Annotated in this window: 5 protein-coding genes; 2 read left to right on the top strand and 3 right to left on the bottom strand. The window is 66.1% G+C overall.

Going from position 1 to position 7,207, the window contains the following annotated elements; all coding sequences use genetic code 11:
• Window positions 1–449 precede the first annotated feature (449 nt).
• Entirely contained in the window at window positions 450–2,426 is a 1,977-nt protein-coding gene (locus tag QX039_RS19675) for a hypothetical protein (protein ID WP_315741108.1), read from the bottom strand.
• Window positions 2,427–2,666: 240 nt separating this feature from the next.
• Between QX039_RS19675 and QX039_RS19670 the strand changes: the two genes are divergently transcribed.
• Both QX039_RS19670 and QX039_RS19665 read left to right on the top strand, forming a co-directional pair.
• Entirely contained in the window at window positions 2,667–4,979 is a 2,313-nt protein-coding gene (locus tag QX039_RS19670; protein ID WP_315741109.1) for an NADP-dependent malic enzyme, read from the top strand.
• A 148-nt stretch (window positions 4,980–5,127) separates the two neighbouring features.
• Complete coding sequence (locus QX039_RS19665; RefSeq protein ID WP_315741110.1) at window positions 5,128–5,583, top strand: DoxX family protein; 456 nt, start codon at window positions 5,128–5,130, stop codon at window positions 5,581–5,583.
• Window positions 5,584–5,591: 8 nt separating this feature from the next.
• On the opposite strand, the gene QX039_RS19660 is transcribed toward QX039_RS19665, so the two are convergent.
• Both QX039_RS19660 and QX039_RS19655 read right to left on the bottom strand, forming a co-directional pair.
• Window positions 5,592–6,152 carry a dihydrofolate reductase gene (locus QX039_RS19660; protein ID WP_315741111.1) on the bottom strand — a complete coding sequence of 187 codons (561 nt, stop codon included), beginning with the start codon at window positions 6,150–6,152 and terminating at the stop codon, window positions 5,592–5,594.
• A 19-nt stretch (window positions 6,153–6,171) separates the two neighbouring features.
• The gene (locus QX039_RS19655; RefSeq protein WP_315741112.1) at window positions 6,172–7,134 is read right to left on the bottom strand and encodes a polysaccharide deacetylase family protein; all 963 of its coding nucleotides are present in this window, start codon (window positions 7,132–7,134) and stop codon (window positions 6,172–6,174) included.
• Window positions 7,135–7,207: the final 73 nt, after the last annotated feature.

Genomic DNA, 7,207 nt, shown 5'->3' with positions numbered 1-7,207 from the left:
TGTGGTACCTGCCGCCTGCATTTTTTTCGCAGGCGGGCCATGGGTGAGGCCTTCACCCGGCATTCCCTGCGCCCTCTTCGAATGAGAGAGGGCCGAACGACCGGACGAACTCGGGCGGAGAAAGCCGCGAGATCGTGGAGGCGCGGGTTGAGTTCATGCGCATGAATCGACGACATGGTGAGAGCGGACGTCATGGGTCCCGCGCGGTCCTCACCGTCGGCGCCGATGTCAGCCCATGCGGAATCCCTCCGTCGTCGTTCCGGGGCGCGCGCAGCGCGAGCCCGGAATCCATACTCCCGAACAGTAGTTGGTGAAGAATGTCGTGCGTTCAGGCGTCTCGATCCTCGCGCAGAGTCGGGACTATGGACTCCGAGCTCGCGCTGCGCGTGCCCCGGAATGACGGAGGAGAGAGGCGGGTACTCGCTCCTCCTTCCACGTCACGGCTCAAGTTACGGCGCGGTCTGCGCCTCGATCTTGAACTGCGCCAGCGCGCTCGGCGGGTCGATGGCGATGAGCTGGGCGAGCTGCAGGGCCGGGACCTTGGCGCGCGGCGAGAGCTTCAGCGTGAAGGTCTGGTGCGGCCGCTCGACGAAGCGGCTGATGGCATCGACGGCACCGGCGACATCGACGTTGTCGGCCGCGACCTGCGCGCCGATCGCCTTGATGCTGTCGACCAGCGCCTTGCGCGCGGCGTCCCGCGTGATCGCATGACCGCGCGCATAATTGGCGACGAGCACGTCGACTGCGCCGAGATCGCGCAGGGTCAATTCCAGCCCGCTGGCCTCGATCTGCGCCGCGGCCGTCGTCGCCTGCTGCAGATCGATCGTGAACACGTCGCGCGGCACCTGCGACAGCGACATGCTGGCCGAGGCTGCGATGAGGTTGCTGACCTCGAGCTTGAACGGTTGAAGCGCGAACGCGCCCGAGCTCTCGGTCCAGCCGAGGCCGAGATCGGCGTCGAAAGCGGCGGTGTCGATGCCGGCGACCAGAAGCGGCAGCAAGGCCGGATTGGACGCATCGAGCGGTCCGGCCATCTTGGCGACCAGGTGTGCCTGGGTCGGGATGGGACCGACGAACTGGCCCCAGTCGAGGCTGAAATTGTCGATCTGGACCGGCTTGGTGCTCGCCTTGTAGGACGTCGTCAGCGCCTTCAGCTCGATGCCGCCGATCAGCTTGAACAGCGCCAGGGCTTCGGCCGGACCGGGCTTGGCTCCCGGTACGGCGAATTTGGCGGTGTGGCGCAGCAGGCCGCCCATGTCGAAGCGCTTCACGGCGAAGCGGCCGAGCTTGACCGGTCCGTTCGGGGTTCGGCCGTCGAAGCCCTCGAACGCGACGTCGCCCTTGCCGTCGTCGAGGTCGAACCGCGTCAGCGCGACCTTGACCGGGCCGTCGGGAGTCTCGACCGCGAGGCCTCGGACCTCGACGTTCTTGAACAGGACGCCGTCATAGATGCTGGCCACCTTGTCGATGAGGTCCGGCGTCATGGCGCTCGTTCGCGGCGAGGTCGGCGTCAAGGCGGCGACCAGCGCCGGCAGTTGGATGCGCGACGGCCGCACGCCGAACTGGTCCATCGTGAGGCTGTCGATGTGCATGCGCATGCCGAGATCGGACGTGATCTCGTAGAGGCCTGCCCCGGCGACGCCGCTCAGGCGGACGACACGATCGTCGGTGGCGGACTCGGGCGCGAGCAGAGCGACGATGGCGTTGACGTCGATGTCCTTGGTCACGACGTCGAGCATGCGGCCGCGCACCGTCTCGACCTTGCCGTTCGGCGGTTGCGCCGCGGTGCTGAAGGTGACCTCCTGGATCTTGTAGTTGCCGATGCGGCCGCCCTTGATGTCGTCCACCACCAGCCCGGAATAGCCGAACTCGGTCGGCCCGACCGAGGGGCCGCCTTCCATCGTGCCGGTGACCCGCGGCACCGTGGCCGAGGTGGCGCTGATGGTGGCGAGCTGTTGGGCGAGCGCGCGGGAGGTCTCGAGCATGCCGGCGCCGGCCGGGAGCGCGGCGAACCGCGCCGGGCCGGCATAATCCTTCACCAGCAGTTGCGGCAGCTTGTAGCTCAGCCGGAGCGGCGACGGGCCGGGGATCTGGCCGGCCATGGCGATGTCGCTGATCTCGATGCTGGCGGCCGTGACATGCTCGGAATCAGGCTGGCTCAGCCCGGTCGCGGTGATGGTGCCGAGCGTGACGCTGGCCGGCGGCTGGGCGGCCGATTCGAGCTTGACGTCGGCGATGGTCAACTTGCGGCTCCACAGGTCGAAGGCGACCTTGCCATGGGTCGCCGTGGCGCCGCTTTGCCGGATCTGGGCAAAGCCGGCCTCGACCTCGCGCTCGGCGCGGCTCTGGGCGTACCAGGGCACGCCGACGAAGCCGGCGACGGCCAGCGCAACAGCCGTGAGAATTCCGATCAGGATACGGGTCATTTGATGTGCTCCGCCCAAGGCTTAGGCAGCAAGTGATGATGGTCTCAATGAAATCGATGGAGTAGGGATGTGCTTCTGCGAACTGGGGAATCGCTGGCCCGGGATGCCGGCGAACATGGTTTCGGATGTTGCATGAAAGCCGCCCAACGTGCATCACATGCACTTCCACCGGCCGGAAAAACCGACGTCTGACCGAGACTCAAGAGACCAAAAATCCGGGTCGGAAACGCTGGAGCACGTATGTCGTCGTCCTATTCTGAAGATCTTCGTTCCGCAGCCCTGGCCTATCACCGGCTGCCACGGCCGGGCAAGCTGGAGATCCAGGCTACCAAGCCGCTCGCCAACCAGCGCGACCTGGCGCTGGCCTATTCGCCGGGCGTTGCCGCCGCCTGCACCGAGATCGCCAACAGCCCGGCCGAGGCCGCCACGCTGACTGCGCGCGCCAACCTGGTCGCCGTCGTCTCCAACGGTACCGCCGTGCTCGGCCTCGGCAATATTGGCCCGCTGGCGTCCAAGCCGGTGATGGAGGGCAAGGCGGTCCTGTTCAAGAAATTCGCCGGCATCGACGTGTTCGACATCGAGATCGCGGCCGACACGATCGATCGGGTGGTCGAGACGGTCGCGGCACTGGAGCCCACCTTCGGCGGCATCAACCTCGAGGACATCAAGGGACCGGAGTGCTTCGAGATCGAGGCGCGGCTCAAGGAGCGCATGAAGATCCCGGTCTTCCATGACGACCAGCACGGCACCGCGATCATCGTCGGCGCCGCGATCAAGAATGCGCTGTCGCTGGCCGGCAAGCAGCTCTCCGAGGTCAAGATCGTGACGTCGGGCGCCGGCGCCGCCGCGATCGCCTGCCTCAATCTGCTGGTCTCGATGGGTGCGCAGCGCAAGAACATCTGGGTCTGCGACATCGACGGCGTCGTCCATGAGGGCCGCAACACGCTGATGGACCCCTGGAAGGCGGTCTATGCGCAGAAGACCGACAAGCGGACCCTGGCCGAGGTGATCGGCGGCGCGGATATCTTCCTCGGGCTGTCCGCCGGCGGCGTGCTGAAGCCGGAGCTGCTCAAGCAGATGGCCGAGAAACCGCTGATCATGGCGCTGGCCAATCCCAACCCGGAGATCATGCCGGAGGAGGCGCGCGCGGCGCGGCCGGACGCGATGATCTGCACCGGGCGCTCGGACTTCCCGAACCAAGTCAACAACGTTCTCTGCTTCCCGTTCATCTTCCGCGGCGCGCTCGACGTCGGCGCCACCGCCATCAACGAGGCGATGAAGCAGGCGGCGGTCGACGCGATCGCGCAGCTTGCCCAGGACCCGCCGTCGGACGCGGTCAGCCGCGGCTTCGACACCGGCGAGACGCAGGGTTTTGGTCCGGGTTCGCTGATCCCCTCGCCATTCGATCCGCGCCTGATCCTGCGCATTGCGCCGGCGGTGGCGAAGGCGGCGATGGAGTCCGGCGTCGCGACGCGGCCGATCACCAATTTCGACGAGTACACCGCGCTGCTGGAACGTTTTGCGTTCCGCTCTGGCCTGGTCATGAAGCCGGTGTTCGCCAAGGCGAAGACGCAGCCGGTCCGCGTGATCTATGCCGAGGGCGAGGACGAGCGTGTGCTGCGCGCCACCCAGGTCGTGCTGGAGGAGAAGCTGGCGCGGCCGATCCTGGTCGGTCGTCCCAGCGTGGTCGAGGCCCGCATCAAGCGCTTCGGCCTGTCGATCAAGGCCGGGCGTGATTTCGACCTCGTCAACCCCGAGGACGATCCGCGCTACCGCTCCTATGTGCAGAGCTACATCGAGGTCGCGGGACGGCGCGGCGTGACGCCGGATGCGGCGCGCACGGTGGTGCGCACCAACGCCACCGTGATCGCGGCGCTCGCCGTCGTCAGGGGCGAGGCGGATGCGATGATCTGCGGCGTCGAAGGGCGCTACATGAGCCATCTGCGCCACGTCCGTGAGATCATCGGCTTCATGCCGGGGGTCAGCGACTACGCGGCGCTGGCGCTCACCATCACCAGCAAGGGCGCCTATTTCATCGGCGATACCCAGGTGCGGCCGGATCCCACGGCCGAAGAGCTCGCCGAGATGGCGTCGCTCGCGGCCAACCACGTCACGCGATTCAACATCAAGCCGAAGATTGCCTTCGTCTCGCATTCCGATTTCGGTGGCTACGACACCGAGTCCTCGCGCAAGATGCGGCAGGCGACGGCATTGCTGAAGCAGCATCGTCCCGACCTCGAGGCCGACGGCGAGATGCAGGGCGACACCGCGCTGTCGGCGACTGCGCGCAAGGCGATCCTGCCGCATTCGGATCTCGAAGGCTCGGCCAATGTCCTGATCATGCCGAATCTCGACGCCGCCAACGTCGCCTATCAAATGATCAAGGTGCTGGCGGATGCGGTCCCGGTGGGGCCGATCCTGATCGGCCCGGCGCGCCCGGCGCACATCCTGACGCCGTCGGTGACGGCGCGCGGCATTCTCAACATGACGGCGGTGGCCGCGGTCGAAGCCCAGGAACGGGCGGGGAGGGCGCAGCCGACGCTGTTTGCGTGACGTTGTTGGCGTGATCGAAGTGTGGCGGAATTCGTCCGGTTTCGGTCGTATTCCGCCCGCCTTTATTGTTGAAAAGCGTTCGCGACGTCACATATCCGGCCCGGTGGGCCGACGACACATCGTTTGAAGTTGATCCGTGAGGGCGAGAATGCCGGGTTTCATTACATTCGGGCGCGTTCTGTTCGCCGTGATCTTCATCTACACGGGCGCGACCAAGCTGTTCGGCATTCCCGCCACCGCCGATCTCATCGCCGCCAAGGTCACGATTCCCACGATGCTCGCGCCCTATGCGGCGCAGCTCGAGGCCGCCGCCAAGATGCCGATGCCGCAGATCCTGGCGATCGCGGCCGGTGCGTTCGAGGTGCTCGCCGGCGTGATGATCGCGCTCAATTTTCTCGGGCGTTTCTTCGCGGCTCTGATGATCGTGTTCGTCGGCGCGACCATCTTCTACTTCCATGACTTCTGGAACCAGGCCCCGCCCGACAACGCCAAGACCCTGATCGACGCGCTGAAGAACCTGTCGATCATCGGCGCGCTGTTCATGATCCTCGGCTACGGCAAGGGCCCGAAAGCGCCGGAGCAGAGCGCGTATGGAGACATCTAGAGGGAGCTCTAAGCGGTGCGTTTCCAGGCGGTCACGCTGACGTCGTGGGCGGGATCGAGCATCAGCTGATTGGCGGGCGTGTAGCCGTGGGCCGTCAGCACCTGCTGCGGCGAACGGTCGGGACCGACGCCGGGAAAGCACGGCACGCCGCTGGGCAGGGAGACGTGGGGCGCCAGTGACAGGAAGAAGGTCTCGTAGCGGTCCATGAACATCTCGAACACGACGGGGCCGCCGATCACCGCCACCGTGCCAGAGCCGACGCCCGCGGCTTCACAGGCGGCTTCGAACGAGGCACCCGCCGGATTCCAAAGGGTGGAGAGCGGCTTTTCCGGATCCGGCGCCAGCCCCGCGACCTTGCCGGTCACGACGATGCGCCGGCGCTTCGGCGAATTCGGCTGGTCCTCATAGGAGTTGCGGCCGTGGACGATCAGATCGGCGCCATCGAGGGCCTGGGAAAAGAATGCGGCGTCGCCGGGAAATTTCAGGGCGGGCGGCATCGCATTGCTCGCGTCGGCCAACATCCCGTCGGCCGACACGATCACGTAACCTTCGAGACGAAGCTTGGTCACTGACGAAAGGAATCCTGTCTCATTCGGACACTGTCGTCACAACGCTCGAGACCGGCCGTTGGCTCACCGTCGGCAGCTTCGCGACCTTGCTGAGCTGCTCGTCATACTGCGGCAGCGACTGCACCGGCGCCTTGGCGCGCATCGCGACCACCTTGTAGCCGCCGGCCTTCAGGCGGCGCAGCAGCTCGGGCAGGGCCTCGGCGGTGTGCTTGTGGAAGTCGTGCATCAGGATGATGCCCTTGCCGAGCTTGTCGAGCTTCTTGAAGGTGACGTCGATCACCGCCTGCGCATTGCGCGCCTTGAAGTCGAACGAGTCGAGATCGCAGGAGAAGATGCCGATGTTGCGGGTGCCGAGATAGGTTACGATCTCCGGCGGATGCTGCAATGCCGGGAAGCGGAAGAACGGCGCCGGCGAATTGCCGCCGAGCGCCCATTTCACTGCGCTGATGCCGAGCTCGATCTCTTCCTTGCGTTGATCCTCGGTCAGCTTCTTGTTCGTCAGCGCCGCGTGCGACCAGGTGTGCGTGCCGACCGTGTGGCCGGCATTGTAAACCTGCTTCAGGATTTCCGGATAATAGGTCGCATGCTTGCCGATGATGAAGAAGATGCCGGTGGTGCACTGGTCGGCGAGCGCCTTGAGCACGCTGGGCGTGTTCTCCGGCCATGGGCCGTCGTCGAACGTCAGGACCACTTCATGATCCTTGAGGAAGTCGAGGTCCTTGAAGTGCTCGAAGCCGAATCCCGGACCGCCTGTCGTGTCGATCTCGACGGTGCGGCCGACGCCGAGCGCCTCGGGGTTCATGCAGGGTGCGCGCGGCGGCTGCGTCTGGGCGGCCACGGCGGGAACAGGGGCCGGTGCGGGACCAGCAGCAGCCGGGGTCGGCGCCGCCGCCGTGCGCTGCGCCTGCGACCAGGCCGCGCCAGACGTCAACAGCGAAGCCGCCAAAGAACTCGCGAACACCAATCCTGCTGCAATCCGCATCGTGTTTCCTCGGGGTTGTTGCAACGGGAGCGCCAGCGTCGAGAGTCGCTCCGTTATCCGGTTGGGGATACTA

It is taken from the genome of Bradyrhizobium sp. SZCCHNR1043 (assembly GCF_032489675.1).
Classification (GTDB): domain Bacteria; phylum Pseudomonadota; class Alphaproteobacteria; order Rhizobiales; family Xanthobacteraceae; genus Bradyrhizobium.
Note: the sequence above shows the minus strand (reverse complement) of the source record. Positions and strands in the feature narration are given on the sequence as shown.

What these genes read in the sequence shown, in the direction of transcription:
- QX039_RS19675 (WP_315741108.1), bottom strand. Translation starts at nt 2,426, where the DNA reads ATGACCCGTATCCTGATCGGAATTCTCACGGCTGTTGCGCTGGCCGTC.
- QX039_RS19665 (WP_315741110.1), top strand. Translation starts at nt 5,128, where the DNA reads ATGCCGGGTTTCATTACATTCGGGCGCGTTCTGTTCGCCGTGATCTTC.
- QX039_RS19670 (WP_315741109.1), top strand. Translation starts at nt 2,667, where the DNA reads ATGTCGTCGTCCTATTCTGAAGATCTTCGTTCCGCAGCCCTGGCCTAT.
- QX039_RS19655 (WP_315741112.1), bottom strand. Translation starts at nt 7,134, where the DNA reads ATGCGGATTGCAGCAGGATTGGTGTTCGCGAGTTCTTTGGCGGCTTCG.